At 38.2% G+C, this 15,768-nt stretch carries 11 protein-coding genes, 1 pseudogene and 1 riboswitch; of the genes and pseudogenes, 5 read left to right on the plus strand and 7 right to left on the minus strand.

The annotated features are described in order from the left end of the window. Positions 1-258: 258 nt before the first annotated feature. The gene (locus tag H592_RS0108035) at positions 259-1,470 is read left to right on the plus strand and encodes a hypothetical protein (protein ID WP_156916095.1); all 1,212 of its coding nucleotides are present in this window, start codon (positions 259-261) and stop codon (positions 1,468-1,470) included. 354 nt (positions 1,471-1,824) lie between these two features. On the opposite strand, the gene alr is transcribed toward H592_RS0108035, so the two are convergent. The 6 genes from alr to H592_RS0108065 form a co-directional block, all read right to left on the minus strand. Next, complete coding sequence (gene alr / locus H592_RS0108040) at positions 1,825-2,907, minus strand: alanine racemase (RefSeq protein WP_028868318.1); 1,083 nt, start codon at positions 2,905-2,907, stop codon at positions 1,825-1,827. A gap of 8 nt (positions 2,908-2,915) precedes the next feature. After that, positions 2,916-4,175, minus strand: coding sequence for a D-amino acid dehydrogenase (locus H592_RS0108045; protein ID WP_028868319.1), 1,260 nt, complete (start codon positions 4,173-4,175; stop codon positions 2,916-2,918). A gap of 268 nt (positions 4,176-4,443) precedes the next feature. Further along, positions 4,444-5,283, minus strand: a complete 840-nt coding sequence (locus H592_RS21780) for an ABC transporter ATP-binding protein (RefSeq protein ID WP_051369085.1) — start codon at positions 5,281-5,283, stop codon at positions 4,444-4,446. Beyond that, entirely contained in the window at positions 5,283-6,320 is a 1,038-nt protein-coding gene (locus H592_RS0108055) for a FecCD family ABC transporter permease (RefSeq protein ID WP_028868320.1), read from the minus strand. Before H592_RS0108055 ends, H592_RS21780 begins: the two co-directional genes overlap by 1 nt. Further along, the gene (locus tag H592_RS0108060) at positions 6,310-7,317 is read right to left on the minus strand and encodes an ABC transporter substrate-binding protein (RefSeq protein WP_028868321.1); all 1,008 of its coding nucleotides are present in this window, start codon (positions 7,315-7,317) and stop codon (positions 6,310-6,312) included. The genes H592_RS0108055 and H592_RS0108060 overlap by 11 nt, the downstream gene beginning before the upstream one ends. A gap of 96 nt (positions 7,318-7,413) precedes the next feature. Next, positions 7,414-9,240: a TonB-dependent receptor plug domain-containing protein gene (locus tag H592_RS0108065; protein ID WP_028868322.1), complete on the minus strand. Its 1,827-nt coding sequence runs from the start codon at positions 9,238-9,240 to the stop codon at positions 7,414-7,416. 272 nt (positions 9,241-9,512) lie between these two features. After that, a riboswitch (cobalamin riboswitch) is annotated at positions 9,513-9,711 on the minus strand. 399 nt (positions 9,712-10,110) lie between these two features. Between H592_RS0108065 and H592_RS0108070 the strand changes: the two genes are divergently transcribed. Together H592_RS0108070 and H592_RS0108075 are read left to right on the plus strand one after the other, a co-directional pair. Next, a complete protein-coding gene (locus H592_RS0108070; RefSeq protein ID WP_028868323.1) occupies positions 10,111-11,070 on the plus strand; it encodes a dihydrodipicolinate synthase family protein in 960 nt (319 codons plus the stop codon). A gap of 122 nt (positions 11,071-11,192) precedes the next feature. Continuing rightward, the gene (locus H592_RS0108075; RefSeq protein ID WP_028868324.1) at positions 11,193-12,212 is read left to right on the plus strand and encodes an Ldh family oxidoreductase; all 1,020 of its coding nucleotides are present in this window, start codon (positions 11,193-11,195) and stop codon (positions 12,210-12,212) included. A 305-nt stretch (positions 12,213-12,517) separates the two neighbouring features. Here the strand turns inward: H592_RS0108075 and tnpA are convergent. Continuing rightward, positions 12,518-12,865, minus strand: a pseudogene (gene tnpA, locus H592_RS21785) (IS200/IS605 family transposase). A 222-nt stretch (positions 12,866-13,087) separates the two neighbouring features. On the opposite strand from tnpA, the gene H592_RS0108090 reads away from it, so the two are divergent. Together H592_RS0108090 and glmM are read left to right on the plus strand one after the other, a co-directional pair. Then, positions 13,088-14,254, plus strand: a complete 1,167-nt coding sequence (locus tag H592_RS0108090) for a nucleotide sugar dehydrogenase (protein WP_028868325.1) — start codon at positions 13,088-13,090, stop codon at positions 14,252-14,254. Positions 14,255-14,338: 84 nt separating this feature from the next. Then, a complete protein-coding gene (gene glmM, locus H592_RS0108095; RefSeq protein WP_037071295.1) occupies positions 14,339-15,685 on the plus strand; it encodes a phosphoglucosamine mutase in 1,347 nt (448 codons plus the stop codon). Positions 15,686-15,768: the final 83 nt, after the last annotated feature.

Consider the following 15,768-nt stretch of genomic DNA (forward strand, 5'->3'; position numbering starts at 1 on the left):
CAAGGTCTTAACAGGCTTGATGCGTTGATTGACCTGTTTAACGGAACCCCCTTTATCCCTTCCATGAATTAATTCAGCCCATTTTTATAGGCTGAATAGTTACGAATTAGGTATGTTTACCCACTCACTTAATCGATGTTATGACAGGGGATTCTTTCTACATCAGCGTCAGTTTAACGACAAGTCAGATGCAAAAAAAAATGCTTAATGTTAGCATATTAGAGCATGGTAACCGGCAACCTAACCGAGAACAGTTTAATGACACAACTATCTTCACTTAAAAAAATTGCACAAACACCGTTGAATAAAAAATCTGATAATAAATTGCAAAGCTTGTGGCAAAAGATTGAAAAGCATCAAAAACGCAATGCTTCTTTTACCAAAAAACTGGCCATTAATTATCAGCAATTTGAAGAGGTCGTGTTGCCTTATGAACAAATGCAAATAAGGTGGCTGAGCTCAAAAGTGGATCACCTTGCCAGTTTTCTTCCTCGTAAATCCTTGTCAGAGACCGAGCGCGTAGAGTTGACTGATTGGATCTTAGAAGAGTTGAGTTATTTACAGGATCATCCTTTTAACTCTTCAGAGGAGTTTGAAGCGTTAAATACACGAGTAAAAGCACTGCTAGTGATGAGTCAAGAGCAACAACTTGACAAAATGTCATCAACTGAAGTCGAACTTATGAAAGCCTCACTAAACGCTGAATTTGAGATTGATTTCGACTTGAGTGACGAACAATTAAAAGCATTGATATTAGATCCTCAGAAAATATATGAGTATCTGGATGCGCATGAGGCGTCTGAAGAGGCTGAAGAGATTGATGAACTTGAAGAGGATGATGAAACGCCCTTTGACGACCATTTTTTCGACGATTTCTATCAACGCTTCCATCAAGATGATGAGGAAGACAAGGCAGAGGAACAACTTAAACATAGTGAGTTAGATAAGCTGTTTAAAGGGAGTCAGCTCAATAAGATGTATAAACGGTTAGCGTCTAAATTACATCCTGATAAAGAGCAAGATCTCCAAATAAAGCAACAAAAGCACTTACAAATGCAAGTCCTTGCTGAAGCACGTCGACATAAAGATGTCTTTGCCATATTGCAATTATACCTCACTCACTTTGACGACGATCCGACGTTTGATAAAGCAACATTAGCCAATCTGTTGCCTTTATTAGAGGAAAAAGTACGGAACCTAAATGCAGAATATCGCGCGTTACAACATAATGATCAAATTGAAACCGTAGTTTGGCGCAAGTTTAAAGCGCGTAGTAAAAAATTGGTCCAAGAAGGGATGGAAGCTCATTGTCACGAATTGGACTGTGAGTGCGCAGCAATAGATGGATTTATTCGTGACTGCACCACGGTAAAAAGTCTTAAAGCTGAGTTACGAGCGCGGATCAATGATAAAAATGCTTTTTATGATCCCTTCTCTGATTATGAAGAGATATTTAAGATGTTCGTTTAAGTCTTCAGGTGACGGTATTTACACCGCTATACTTTATTAAAAATGTCTTGTTTGGTTTTGCTAAATTGAATTAATGACCAGAGAAAGCGCGCTGTAAAAGGGGAAAATTCAAAGTGGGGGAAGGTGGATATTGTTGTTGAACGAGGTGTCCACTTTTTTATGGGCTTAGCTTATCGATTTTGTATAGATTGGAACTCTATAAAATCTGAACAGATCAACAAAAAGCATTTGAACAATAGCAAATTTTTTAATAACAGCTATTTGATCACGTATGACGATGATCGAATAGCTGTTTATTAAGCAATAGTTACTCTTAAAAAATAAGCAACTATTACTGTTAAAGAAGTACTACTATTAATCGATATATGACTTACTGACTCGACGGGTTAGACCGCAAAATAAGGTGTAGGAGATGGTATCTGCACATTCTGCAACTTGATTTACGGTAATGTTCTCACCCCAAAGTTCGACATCAAACCCAATACAGCTTTCTTGCTCAAACATTGATAAGTCTACCATCAACATATCCATAGAAACTCGGCCTAATATTTGGCTTTGTTTACCATTGATTAATACCGGCGTTCCAGTTTTAGCATGTCTGGGGTAACCATCTGCATAACCAATTGACACTGTGCCTATTTTAGTTGTTTTATCCGCTGTCCACAGGGCGTTATAACCGACGCTTTCGTCTTTACTGATGGTACGCTCCGAGATCACTTTTGCTTGAAAAGTCATTGCTGGTGCTAATGGCTTTTCTAACTTACTTTCATCAATAGGTGATGCGCCATAAATAACAATACCAGGGCGTACCCATTGGCTTCTGTTGGGGATAGCTTTTCTCAACACTGCCGGTGAATTAGCGATACTGACTTCTCCGGGTAAATCACCAATTGTCTCTATAAATAATTTAGTTTGTTGCTCAGTTAGTGATGACGTTAAATCATCCGCCGATGAAAAGTGACTCATATGGACAATATTATTCACTTGACTCATGGCTGCTAATTGTTGAAAAGCATCTGCATACTCTTCAGGTAAAAAGCCTAAGCGATGCATACCAGAGTCCATTTTTAACCAAGCGTTAATCGGCTGGCTAAGTGTTGCTTGTTTTAAGGCATCTAACTGATACTGATGATGTATTGCGCACCAGATGTTATTTTCACTGATGTAGCTGAGTTCATCAGCGGTAAAGAAACCTTCGAGCAATAAAATAGGTTTTTTAATCCCTGCATCACGTAATTCTTTGGCTTCTTCAATACAGGCGACACCAAATGCATCGGCAACATCGGCTAACGCATTGGCTACTTCAATCGCGCCGTGTCCGTATGCATTAGCTTTGATTGTTGCAATCGCTTTAGCTGGAGCAGCAAGCGATTTTGCATATAAATAATTTTGTTTAATCGCACTTAATTTAATAACTGCTGTTGCTGATCTAGCCATGATTTCCCCTAACGTGCGTATCTATCTACTGATAAACCTTCGCTATCAATATCCGGTGTTTGACTATTGATAACATCACTTACAAACTTCGCTGAACCGACTGACATTGTCCAGCCTAACGTACCGTGACCTGTGTTCAAGAATAAGTTATCAATTTTTGTTTTACCTAAAATAGGTGTGCCGTCTGGTGTCATCGGTCTTAAGCCCGTCCAGAATTCGCCTTTTTGTAAATCACCAGCATGAGGGAATAAATCAGCTATAGAAAACTCGATATTTTTACGACGTTTTTCTAATAATGCTAAGTTATAAGAAGTGATTTCAGCAGTGCCACCTACTCGAATACGTTCACCCAAACGTGTGATTGCTACTTTATAGGTTTCATCCATGATAGTTGATTCAGGTGCTGCAGAGTAATCTTTTATTGGCAGGCTCAGTGAATACCCTTTAATTGGATAAACAGGTACTCTTATGCCTACATTTGCGAGCATGTGTGTTGAGTATGAGCCTAGTGCCATTAAATATGCATCGGCAGTCATTTCACCTTTACTGGTTGAAACACTGGTGATTTGATTTCCTTGTTTATTAATTTTTTCAATCTTAGTATCCATGACAAACTTAACACCTAATTGTTCACACTTTTTCGCTAATTCCGTAACAAATTTGTGGCAATCACCTGTTTCATCATTGGGTAATTGAATACCACCAACGATTTTATGGATAGTATGTTTGAGTGCTGGTTCATAGGCTAAGCAATCGTCGGGTGTCAGTATTTTATGTTCAACGCCACATTCAGCGAGTACTTCGATATCTTTTTTAGAGCTTTTTACTTGGCTGGCGGTACGAAATACTTGTAACGTGCCTTTTGTACGATGGTCATATTGAATATCAATTTCTTTTCTCAACGCACGTAAACAGTCACGGCTGTATTCAGCTACTCTCATCATTCTAGATTTATTGATGTGATAATCTTTAGTATTGCAATTGGCGACCATTTTAGTCATCCAACCTAATGTCTCGGTATCGAGATCTTTAATACTTATTTTTAGCGGAGCAAGTTCTTGCATCAACCATTTCATCGCTTTAACTGGAATGCCTGGCGCTGCCCAAGGTGCTGAATATCCAGGGGATATTTGACCTGCATTGGCAAAACTTGTTTCATTTGCAACACTTGACTGCCTGTCAACCACGGTTACATCATGGCCTGACTTAGCTAAATACCAAGCGCTCGTTACACCTATTACACCAGAACCTAATATTAAAACTTTCATCTTTTATCCTAAAATGATCATGTATGAGAAAATGCATCATAAATGATATTCGCAATTATTAATGATTGTATTTAGTTTACTTTCAGCATAAAAAACTAAAAAAAAGAAAAATTCAGAGTTTTAAACTGAATAGGCTTTTTTAATTTATGGTTATTGTTATGGCTGTGTTCAAGTCGACCGATCTTGCCTATAAATATCAACTGTTTAAAGCCTCGTTTTAGCATTTTAAAAGTACTCGCTTTAATGCTTTTACCTAGTGTTAAAATAGTTAACTTCTAGCAATAGGCGTTATGTTGTGTAATTGTATCGATTGCTGTTGGTGAATGATATCAGCTCTGATATTAAAGCAATCCTTTAAGTTTTTTTGACTTAAAACCTTTACTGGTGAACCATCGGCGACGATGCAAATATCACCCTGTTGATCCTTACCCAATAATATTAACCGTGAGCAATAACGTGCGGCTAAGTTTAGATCATGGATGGCTGTGATTGCTAATTTACCCTGCTTAGTTAATGACTGGATCAAATCTAGCGTTTCAAACTGATGGCAGATATCTAAGCTTGCGATAGGTTCATCCAATAAAATACATTTACATTGTTGCGCCAAAGCGCGTGCAATTATGACGCGTTGTTTTTCACCACCAGATAGTTGATTCACTTTACGATCTTGTAGATGCACTGTATCTGTAATACTTAGTACTTCTTTTACAATGCTTTGGTCATTGTTTGTTGCAAGCTGAAAAGGCCCTAAATAAGGGTTTCTGCCCATCATCACAATTTCTTGAACGGTAAATGCAAAGGGCAGGTCAAATGATTGTGGTACAAATGCGATTTGCTTGGCTATTTCTCGTCGCTTTAGTTTTTTGAGTGTTTGTCCGTTAACTTCAATACTACCTTTATTTACCGGTAGTAATCCAAGTAATAGTTTAAGGAGTGTACTTTTTCCTGCTCCATTAGCGCCAATTAAGCCAATAAATTCGCCCGAATAACAGGTTATGTTAATGTTTGAAAGTTGTGTGTTGCTATCATAGGCAAAACATAGATCTTGAGTTGATAAGAGTGCTGGTTTTACTCCTTGCGGTAATAGGGGCGATTTTTTCAGGATCATTAGTTTATCTCCACACGTTGTCTAATCAGTAGAAATAAGAAAAACGGTGCGCCAAGGCCGGCAGTAATAACTCCCAATGGGATTGCAGATGCTTTAAAAAATAATGTTAAAAATAAATCTGCACTGAGTAAGGTAATTGCACCACCGAATAAGCAGGCGGGTAATAAATAACGATGCGACGGCCCAAGTATCAAGCGTAATATATGTGGCACCACTAAGCCTATGAAGCCGATCCCTCCCACCACAGAAACTGAAGCGCCTACCATTGCAGTACTAATGATCAATAAATTACGACGAGTACGCTTTACATCGACACCGACGGATAAAGCGTGCTGTTCACCAAGCAATAGTAGATCCAGAGGTTTATTGTAAAACAGTAATAATATGAAGCCACTACAGATGATTGGGAGGATGATAAAAACATGATCCCAGGTTCTGCCGTCTAAGCCGCCCATGGTCCAATAAATAATCATTCGTGCAACATCCCAATTACTCAGTGATAACCCTAATAACAAAGAGATAGCAGCGACATTTAATGCGCTGATAGCAACCCCTGCAAGCAACAAGGTGGCGATGTTCGCTTGCCCCTGATTAGATGCGATACGGTAGACAATGCTCAATGAGAGACCCGCACCAATAAATGCAAATAGTGGTATTGCCCATGCTGAAAATAAAGAAAAACCGAAGTAGATGGCAATCACCGCGCCTAATGATGCACCAGATGATACGCCTAATACAGAAGGGGATGCGAGAGGGTTTCGGAACATGCCCTGCATTATTAATCCGCATAGCGCTAAGCTGGCACCGGCAAACATTGCAATGATCACACGTGGTAAGCGAACATCAATAATAATACTTTGTTGCCACTTCAGAATGTGTTCGGGCAAATAATTAACGAGCTGTGCTTTGAGTATTTCGACCACAGTGTTGATATTCAGATCTACAGGACCTTGCAATATAGCCAGTAGCGCTAAAACTAAAAATAAAGCGGCTAATAATCCGATAAAAAGTTGTTTACTGAGGGGACTATTGAGCATGGTTGTTCTCATCATATTGGCTAATATTGGGATGAAGAATAGAAGCTATGGCTTCTACGCCTTTGATTCTATGTTGTGAAACACTACGTAGCCAGGTGCCAGGTACTGCATAAACTTGATTATTTAGGACGGCAGGTACATTTGCCCAGGCTTTTTTGTTGATTAGGATATTTACGGGACTTGCTTGTCCTTGCGATTGATTAAATACCCATTCATTCATAATAATCACATCGGGTTGCAGTGAGATGGCTAACTCTTCACTGATTTTATGTTCTCCATCGGGTATTTGACCCTCTGCGACGTTTATTCCACCTGAAATATTGATGGCCTCATTCATCAAAGCATTTCCACCTACACTATAGCCATTTAAATCATAATATAGCACGCGTGGCTTTGGCAGGGTGCTTACTTGCTGCTTGATAAAGCTTAGTCGAGCGCGTAAGTCTTTGATTATTAAACTTGCTTGCGCTTGGCTTTCGGTAACTGTTGCAACCAACTCAATATTATTAATGATATCGTTAAAGGTATTAAATTCACTGAGTCGCACTACTGCAATCCCTGTTCTTAACAGATAGCGCACTGTTTCTGGATCGCTATAAGAGGCGACAAACACTAAGTCAGGTTGTCTTGATAAAATCGATTCTATTTCTGTTTTGGCACGTACAATAGTTGAGTCATAAAAGTCCACAATATTGGATAGGCTAGGGTAATCTACGTAACTGCTTACCCCGACTAAACGCTGCTGAGGAACTAAATCTGAGAGAATATGATCCGTTGCGAGAGTGGTTGATATTAAACGTTGTGGCGGCGTTGCTAGTGTATATTGAATACCACTTGGATCATGTAATGTTAGTGGAAATTTTTCACCTTCCACTTGGGTGGTAAAGTTAGTTTGTGTAGGATTTAATAATGCAAATAATTGACCCTGCTTTGTATTAGTAAGCACTGCCAATACAATGATAAGGAGAATAAAAATAACGAGCTTTTTGTTGTTCATTTTTATCTCCTTAATTTAGGCCATGATCCTCAACCATTCACTATTTAGTGATAGCTGATTATTAAATGGATAATTAATCATTAATTGACTGTTGAATTACAGTTGTGCGCCTATTGTAAATTGCACTGTTCTGCCTTCCGCATTATACCCATTATGCAGTTGCTTATCATTGTCAGTAATATTGTTTAGATTAACTCCAAGGTTAATATGCTGATTTAACTGATAGGTCATTGCTAAGCTGAGCAGATGCACTTCTTGTAACTCATCAGAGGATGTCGTACGTTTGCCTACGTAGGTGTAGGTAAATTTAGGTTTAAGCTTGTTAGTGAGATAATATTCAACGCTTGAAGAGCCAGACCATTTTGGTACGTTATCTAGTTGCTGATTAGTGTCTTGATCAATACTTTCAGAGTAAGCGACTGCAATATCAAAGGCATAGGCATTGGCACTATACTGTGTATAAAGCTCCGCACCTTTTATTTTAACTTCACCTATGTTAAACGGAGACCAATCCCAAGAGCCCACTGAAATAGGGGCCCACTGAATTTTATTATCTAATGAACCGGTGTAAAAATTAAGTTTTAATGGAATGTAAGCATATTGAGTATCGAAGTCATGTGTTAATGAAAGTTCTAAAATTTCACCTTCTTCTGACTCTAAATCTGGGTTGCCGCTGCCTGGCCAATATAGGTCATTATAAGAGGGAGCGGTGAAAGAAGTTTTATAGTTGATGCTGGCCGTTTCAAATAATGAAAATCCTGCAGAGTAGGTTAGGGCATCACCAAAATCAGAATAATGATCATGACGAATACCGCCTGAAATATTCAAATAATCTGTTAAGTAGTGGCTGAATGCTAAGTATACTGCACCTTGATCACGGTCATTACCATTTTCATTTGATTTGTAGGTGGACTGTATGAACTCACCTCCAAGATTAACCGTTAACCCTTGCCAGTCTCCTTTTAAGTGAAGTTGGAATAAGTTTTCTCGTGTTGAATAATGATCAACATTACTTGCATCCGGGTGGCCGGCCTTCAAATCTACTTCTGCTGTTGATAGCGTAACTTCAGATGATAGGTTTTGTGTATATTGTTGAATATACTTACCGGTAATTTGTAATGTATCTTGTGATGTTTTAGCTTTACCGACAGTAGGATATGACTCATAGATTTCTAGGTCAGAAGTCGCATTATTGATCGCGATTGAGAAGCGGTTTGTCTCAGTAACATAAGCTGCATAACTGTTCATCGAATAAGCGTCATAACCAAAGTCATCATTTGAGTCTTCAATAAAATCGTACCCATCTGACTGATCTCTATCAAATGAAGTCATGAACTGAAAATTATTCCAATTATTAGCATAAGCAGCACCAACTCGCTTAGTATTGTTAGATCCGGCACTGATATTAAGTTGTGTATCTGCCATGTCACCTGTTTTAGTAATGATATTGATCACACCGGTTAAGGAGCTTGAACCGTACAAAGATGCTTGTGCGCCACGGATAACTTCAATTAATGCAATGGATTCCATGGGAATAGTTGGAATGTTCTGGCTACCAAGGGTTGACGTTGGAAACGGCACACCATTTAATAAATACAAAGTATATTTATCAGAAAGGCCACGGTGATAATTGCTGGCATTATGTTTGGCTGTCCCGGAATTGGTATGAACAAATCCTGGCGTATTTTCCGCAATTAATTGATCTAAAGTTTTATTAATATCACTGTCACTAGGCACGATGCTGACAATATTCTCACCACTATAGTTTTGCGTGGTTGCATTAGGTGCACTAAACCCTTTGGTAATTAAAATATTTTTACGTGGGCTAGTTTGTGATGATGTTATTTCGTCATCTGCCAATGAGTTTGCACTGCAGATACTTAATGCGATAACAGCTATCGAAGTATAACGAAGGGTAAACATGTTTCTTCCTTGGGTTTAGTAATGGAGAAAGTTGCTTACACAGTGATAGCAGAAGAGGAATAGGACGAGGGCATTAAAAATGTAGTTATAGGATGGTAATACAATCATTAATAACAGCATTACCTAACAACAATATTTAACAATACCGTTTTACATCATCATTCAACATAACAGTCACTGAGCAGCAAAAACTTTCTTTGGCTCGTCACCATTACGCCCATCTATTATTAATAAATGCGATTTTACGTTCCATAACGGCCGACCCGCAGTATGGACAGTGACGTTATTACGCTGGTATCTGGCTGGGTGATAATCGCTATTCAAATAAATAGTGAGTCATACCTTCACAGTTGCGGGGGCAGCGCATGATTTATTCAACCAATTAGAAATCGAGTGTTGAACATGCTTCCCATTTAAGCTCATTAGACTATCAATTTCATAATCACAAGCACGTAATAAGGAGCGCAATTATAGGGCAATGACATAACCTGTCAATTATTGCGAGGTGTTTTATTAGTTTTATTTTTTTATTAAATGTTGGCTTTCAAATAACTCACATCGCTAGCTAATAAGTGCTTAGAGCATAAGGGGAACTTATGAACGAGGCATACTTAAAGGTATTAAATTAGCCTTAATCTAAATTTTGAGTATCTATTGACGCACACAGCAGTATCTTGTATCTTTGATATTGCATACAATATACAGTATTCGAAATGCAGGTTGCAAAGTAGCTATTTGCTATTAGTCATTAGAAATAGATAGCTAAAGTCCTAATTATTTAAGTAAAAGATTGAGACTATTTTGAGCTTTGCTGAAACTTAAATTATTTTAAAAATTTTAATAATAAACTCATTAACAAAGGATTAAAAAATGAATAAAGATATTTTTTATGGCGTAATACCTGCTCTTATGACCCCTTGTAAAGACGATCGCACACCTGATTTTGATGCTCTGGTAAAAAAAGGCTTGGAAATGATATCGGCTGGAATGTCTGCTGTTGTTTATTGTGGTTCTATGGGGGATTGGCCTTTATTGACTGACGCTGAGCGTATGGAAGGTGTTGAGCGTCTTGTTGATGCTGGTGTACCAGTTATGGTGGGAACTGGAGCTATTAATACCAAATCAGCTGTAGCCCATGCTGCTCATGCTGAGAAAGTCGGAGCTGCAGGGCTAATGGTGATCCCTCGTGTGCTATCCCGAGGTTCAGTGATCACAGCACAAAAAAATCACTTTAAAGCGATTTTATCTGCGGCTCCATCAATACCAGCTATCATTTATAATAGTCCTGTATATGGCTATGAAACTAAAGCTGATTTATTTTTCTCTCTTCGAGAAGAGCACAAAAATCTGATCGGTTTTAAAGAGTTTGGTACTAAAGAAGCTATGCGCTATGCTGCTGAAAATATTACTTCTAAAGATGAAGAAGTTTTATTGATGGTGGGTGTCGACACAAGGGTTTTTCATGGTTTCGTAAATTGTGGTGCTACAGGTTCAATCACTGGAATAGGAACCGCGCTTCCAAAAGAGGTTCTTTTACTTACTCGGTTGTCTATGTTGGCAGCTGAAGGGCATACAGAAGCTCGTATTCGAGCACAAGAACTTGAAGAGGCGATTGCAGTCTTAGCGAGTTTTGATGAAGGTCCTGAACTTGTTCTATTTTTTAAATACCTCTTAGTATTGAATGGTGAAAAAGAATATGACCTCCATTTTAATGAATCAGATAAACTAAATGCTGAGCAGCGCGGATATTGTGAAAAACAGTATAAGTTATTTAAACAATGGTTTGCTCAATGGGTCAAACAAGGTGGAGTTATTGCTGAATGTCGTTAAAAAGCTAATCTAAAATATTAACTTTTTGGAGTATGGCTTGAGACCCTAATACTTAAGCCTTAAACCAACTCTACATACTAAGTTCTATGACTTAAAGTGACCCCTATAAAATTGGAGGATATATGAGTGATAATGTTAGTTTAAGCTTGACTGATATTCGCCAACTCAGTGAACAGATATTAAGACACAATGGTTTTAATCAAGATCACGCCAGAGCTATTGCGGATATTATCTATACATGTCAACGAGACGATTGCCACTCACATGGCCTTTATCGACTACTTATGTGTGTGGAAAGTATTAAATCAGGGCGTGTGAAAGGTGACGCGATACCAACCATCAGCGATGTCAGCTCTTCTATTGTAAAGGTGAATGCAAACCACGGTATTTCGCTACTCGCCTTGCATGCCGCTCTTCCTTTACTGATAGACAAAACAAAAAAAAATGGTATCGCTGCATTAGCAATTAATCGTTGCTATCATTTTTCAGCATTATGGCCCGAGGTGGAAAAATTGTCTGAAGCTGGATTGGTTGCTATTGCTATGGTGCCTAGTCATGCCTGGGTGGCTCCAGCTGGAGGTACTAAGGGATTATTAGGAACTAACCCATTGGCATTTAGTTGGCCTCGTAATGGCAAGCATCCATTTACCTTTGATTTTGCAACTAGCCAGTTTTCTAGAGGTGAGATCGAGTTATATCGACGAGCTGGAAGATCATTACCAGATGGTGTCGCAATAGACAAAAATGGAAACCCAACGATTGATGCTGAAGAGGCGATTGATGGTGCTATGTTGACATTTGGTGGATATAAAGGTTCCGCATTATCTATCATGATTGAGTTATTAGCAGGTCCTTTAATAGACGATCTTACTAGTAAAGAAAGCATGGCTTTTGCCGAGGGCATACCAGAGGCTCCTTTTCATGGAGAGATCTTAATTGCTTTAGACCCTAACTTATTGAGTGGAGGAAATGTAATTGTAAATGATGAAAGAGCTGAACGTCTATTTGCTGATATTGTAGCTCAGGGGGCACGTCTACCTTCACAAAGACGCTATGCAGCAAGGGAACGCAATATTAAAAACAACACCGTGTCAATTCCTAAAGATCTACATGATGATCTTTTGAAATTACTTGAAAATTAGTAGATTAAAATCACTGCCATGATAATGCTAATTGTTATGGGGAACTATGTTTACAAGTATTTTTGCAGTATCTGGTGAATGATTAGAGAATGGTTTATGAATTAAATATGAGCATTTATGGTTTAATCTTTCTATTAATGGTAGTGGTTTTTGTGGCAGATTTTGTGTTGGACTGGATTTCAGTTGTATTGATTTTTGTACCAATCTTTACATCCCTGGCACTATCTATTTTCTATTTAAACAGCCCGTGAGCCCAATCTCGTTCGTTCACGGGCGAGTTAGCGATTAAACTAAATTCTCTTTAATTATTTAGATGTCTTAATTACTTTTTCAGTTGGCGGCTCTTGTTGGTTTTCGATATACTTTTTAATAACATCTAAATTAGCAGCTCCACAAGAAACAACGCAGTAAGATGGACTCCCAAAATGATTGCCCCATAATTTACTTTTTACTTGCTGCCTGTGATTACGCCTTATCATGTATCAAGACTTCACTTTAAGTTTTCCTACTAAGTTAGATACTGCAACCTTTGGGTGGACTGATACCATTAAATGAATGTGATCACCTTCACCTGATAGTTTGGTTTCTGTCTTCCATGGTTTAGGATTATCCTTTTGATGATTGGTCTTATTATTTTTTGCGTTTATAGTCAATAAATTAGTATTTTGCTATAAAAAATTTTACAATAAATCTTAAATTGACATTTTTGTAGAGATAATCAACGCAATGTTTTTATTGCCTTATGCTATTTAGCAATTTCACTCTCATTCATCGCTAATATTTATAGGCGAGCTAGTTTATGCCTAAATAGGCATTTATATCTGTTTTAAGACATTCATTTTTATGAATGTCTTTTTTGTAGGAATTATTAAAATATGAAAATTGCCATCGCGGGTACCGGTTATGTAGGTCTTTCCAATGCAATGCTTTTAGCACAACACAACGAAGTGATTGCAGTTGATATTGTTGCAGAAAAAATCTCCCTGTTAAACAATAAGCAGTCACCTATTGCTGATCTTGAAATAGAAGATTTTTTACAAAATAAAGCACTTAACTTTACTGCGACACTTGATAAGCAAGCCGCTTATGAAAATGCTGAATTTGTTATCATTGCTACGCCAACCGATTACGATGTTGCAACTAACTATTTTAATACTTCTTCTGTAGAAGCTGTGATTAAAGATGTAATGAGCATTAATCCTGACGCGATCATGATTATTAAGTCGACGGTTCCTGTTGGTTACACGCAGGGTATTAAGCAAACAATGGAGTGTGATAATATTATATTCTCTCCTGAGTTTTTACGGGAAGGTCGCGCTTTATATGATAATTTACATCCTTCTCGTATTATAGTTGGTGAGCAAAGTGAACGTGCAAAGGTATTTGCAAACTTACTAGTACAAGGCGCGATAAAAGAAAATATCGATGTGTTATTTACTGACTCAACCGAAGCGGAAGCTGTAAAGCTATTTTCTAATACCTACCTTGCTCTACGTGTTGCTTACTTTAATGAATTGGATACTTATGCTGAATCGCATGGATTAAACTCTCGTCAAATTATCGAAGGGGTAAGTTTAGATCCGCGTATTGGCAATCACTATAATAACCCTTCTTTTGGTTATGGTGGATACTGTTTACCAAAAGATACCAAACAACTACGAGCTAACTTTGCAGACGTACCCAATAATTTGATCGGCGCAATCGTTGATGCCAATACCACTCGTAAAGATTTTGTTGCGGATTCAATTATCGCTAAAAAACCTAAAATAGTGGGAATTTACAGACTGATAATGAAATCTGGGTCTGATAATTTCCGCGCATCTTCAATTCAAGGGATCATGAAACGCATTAAAGCGAAAGGCATTGAGGTGGTCATTTATGAACCTGTTTTTGAGGGAGATGCCTTTTTCAATTCTACTGTTTATAAAGATTTAGCTGAATTTAAAAATATTGCCGATGTGATTGTCTCTAATCGCATGAGTGATGAGTTAGATGATGTCGCTGACAAAGTTTATACGCGAGATTTATTCGGGGCTGATTAAAGGCTGCTGACTTTTATATCTAATTTATTTGAACCTAACTTATTTAAACCAATTTATTAATAAACCGAATAATGGATTATAACAATGACTAGAAAATATTTTGGCACTGATGGTGTCCGTGGCAAGGTAGGGGAGTATCCAATTACTCCTGATTTTGCATTAAAACTTGGCTGGGCTGCGGGAAGAGTATTATCTCGCCTTGGCACAAAAAAAGTCATTATTGGTAAAGATACACGTATTTCTGGCTATATGCTTGAGTCTGCTTTAGAAGCTGGCTTGTCGGCTGCTGGTATTAGCGCTGTATTAACTGGGCCGTTGCCAACTCCTGCTGTAGCTTACTTAACGAAAACTTTCCGTGCTGAAGCTGGTGTAGTGATCAGTGCTTCTCATAATCCCTATTACGATAATGGGATCAAATTCTTTTCAGCGTCTGGTGAAAAATTATCGGATGAGATTGAATTAGCGATTGAAGCCGAACTAGATAAACCAATGGGCTGTGTCAGTTCTGAATTGCTAGGAAAAGCATCGAGAATGCAAGGTGCAGCGGATCGTTATATTGAGTTTTGCAAGGGCACATTCCCTTCTGCATTATCATTATCTGGCCTTAAGTTAGTTGTTGATTGCGCGAATGGAGCTGCATACCACATTGCTCCTTCTGTTTTTGATGAACTCGGTGCAGAAGTCATTGCTATTGGCAACAAACCTGATGGTTTTAATATCAATGATAAGTGTGGTGCAACATCACTTGGGTTATTGCAAAAAACGGTACTTGAAAACAAGGCTGATTTAGGGATTGCACTTGATGGTGATAGTGACCGAATCATGATGGTTGATAGCCAAGGTAATATTGCAGATGGTGACCAGTTGCTTTATATCTTAGCAAAACAGGCACTTATTAATGGGCAACTTAAAGGTGGCGTAGTAGGCACCTTGATGTCAAATATGGGGCTTGAAGTAGCCCTTGGTAAATTAGGTATTCCGTTTGTACGCGCTGGTGTTGGTGACCGTTACGTGATGGAACAGTTGCTGCAACGTGAGTGGTGGTTAGGTGGTGAAAACTCTGGTCATGTTATTTGCCGACATTTGGTCACCACTGGTGATGCTATTGTTGCGGCATTACAAGTATTAGCCGTGATTAAGCAAAGTGAAAAAACACTTGAGCAATTACTTGATGATATGCCGATGATGCCGCAAATATTAATTAACGTACGTTTTGCGGGTGATAATCAACCATTAGAAAGCGAATTAGTGAAAACAGCGGTTATTGAAGCTGAAAAAGCTTTATTAGTAGGCAGTGATACACCTAAAGGACGTATTTTACTGCGTAAATCTGGTACTGAACCCTTAATTCGAGTGATGGTTGAAGCTGAGTCGCAAACCTTGGCTGAAACATGGGCTAACCATATTGCAGATGCCGTTAAAGCGGTATAAAAAGCCTTACTTTTTTAACTAATTTCATTTTACAGAATGAAAATTAATTTTTTAAATCATTATATTTTCAATTAGTTAATTGT

It is taken from the genome of Psychromonas arctica DSM 14288 (assembly GCF_000482725.1).
GTDB lineage: Bacteria > Pseudomonadota > Gammaproteobacteria > Enterobacterales > Psychromonadaceae > Psychromonas > Psychromonas arctica.

Bases quoted from the DNA above. Each gene is read 5' to 3' on its own strand.
- H592_RS0108060 (WP_028868321.1), bottom strand. From the start codon at position 7,317: ATGAACAACAAAAAGCTCGTTATTTTTATTCTCCTTATCATTGTATTG.
- H592_RS0108075 (WP_028868324.1), top strand. From the start codon at position 11,193: ATGAGTGATAATGTTAGTTTAAGCTTGACTGATATTCGCCAACTCAGT.
- glmM (WP_037071295.1), top strand. From the start codon at position 14,339: ATGACTAGAAAATATTTTGGCACTGATGGTGTCCGTGGCAAGGTAGGG.
- H592_RS0108070 (WP_028868323.1), top strand. From the start codon at position 10,111: ATGAATAAAGATATTTTTTATGGCGTAATACCTGCTCTTATGACCCCT.
- H592_RS0108065 (WP_028868322.1), bottom strand. From the start codon at position 9,240: ATGTTTACCCTTCGTTATACTTCGATAGCTGTTATCGCATTAAGTATC.
- H592_RS0108035 (WP_156916095.1), top strand. From the start codon at position 259: ATGACACAACTATCTTCACTTAAAAAAATTGCACAAACACCGTTGAAT.
- H592_RS0108045 (WP_028868319.1), bottom strand. From the start codon at position 4,175: ATGAAAGTTTTAATATTAGGTTCTGGTGTAATAGGTGTAACGAGCGCT.
- H592_RS21780 (WP_051369085.1), bottom strand. From the start codon at position 5,283: ATGATCCTGAAAAAATCGCCCCTATTACCGCAAGGAGTAAAACCAGCA.
- H592_RS0108090 (WP_028868325.1), top strand. From the start codon at position 13,088: ATGAAAATTGCCATCGCGGGTACCGGTTATGTAGGTCTTTCCAATGCA.
- alr (WP_028868318.1), bottom strand. From the start codon at position 2,907: ATGGCTAGATCAGCAACAGCAGTTATTAAATTAAGTGCGATTAAACAA.
- H592_RS0108055 (WP_028868320.1), bottom strand. From the start codon at position 6,320: ATGCTCAATAGTCCCCTCAGTAAACAACTTTTTATCGGATTATTAGCC.